Annotated in this window: 1 pseudogene; it reads left to right on the top strand. The window is 63.6% G+C overall.

The features are described from left to right. A pseudogene (locus ACYOEI_RS41070) lies at positions 1-762 on the top strand (hypothetical protein); the annotation flags it as partial.

Genomic DNA, 762 nt, shown 5'->3' with positions numbered 1-762 from the left:
GTGCTTCCTCCCCATCGCCTGGACCGCACGCGCCGGCATCATCGGCGCGTTCGCATTGGCCCTCGCCCTGATCCGACCCGAGACCGGCACGAGCAGCGTGATCCCCGAGAGCGTGCTCCCCGTCCTCGCCACGCTCTTCATGTTCCGCATGATCCTGTTCTTGTATGAACTCAAGCACGCCAAGGGGCCCGAGTCGCTCGTCGACGCCCTCGGCTACTTCTTCCTGCTGCCGAACTTCTGCTTCTTGCACTTCCCCGTCGTCGACTACCGCACGCTCCAGCGTGGGTATTTCGCGAAGGACATCCATGAGACCCAACGCGCGGGCCTGCGGATGATGTTCCGGGGGACCGTGCAGCTCCTGCTCTACCGCATCGTCTACCACGAGTTCCTGATCGCCGCCGAGGAGGTCCACGACGTGGCCAGCCTCGTCGGCTACATCGCGTGTAATTATCTGCTTTACCTCCGCGTCTCGGGCCAGTTCCACATGGCCTGCGGGATGCTCCACCTCTTCGGGTTCCAGCTCCCGGAGACGCATCATCACTACTTGCTGGCGACCGGGTTCACCGACTACTGGCGACGCGTGAACATCTACTGGAAAGATTTCATGGTCCGCGTGGTGTTCAACCCGGTGGTCTTCCGCTTGAAGCGGCGGCCGCAGCCGTTGGCGCTGGCGGCGGCGACGGTGGTGGTGTTCGTGACGACGTGGTTCCTCCACGCCTATCAGTCGTTCTGGCTGAAGGGGAGCTGGGGGTTCAGCGGGCC

The organism is Singulisphaera rosea (assembly GCF_054877945.1).
Note: the sequence above shows the minus strand (reverse complement) of the source record. Positions and strands in the feature narration are given on the sequence as shown.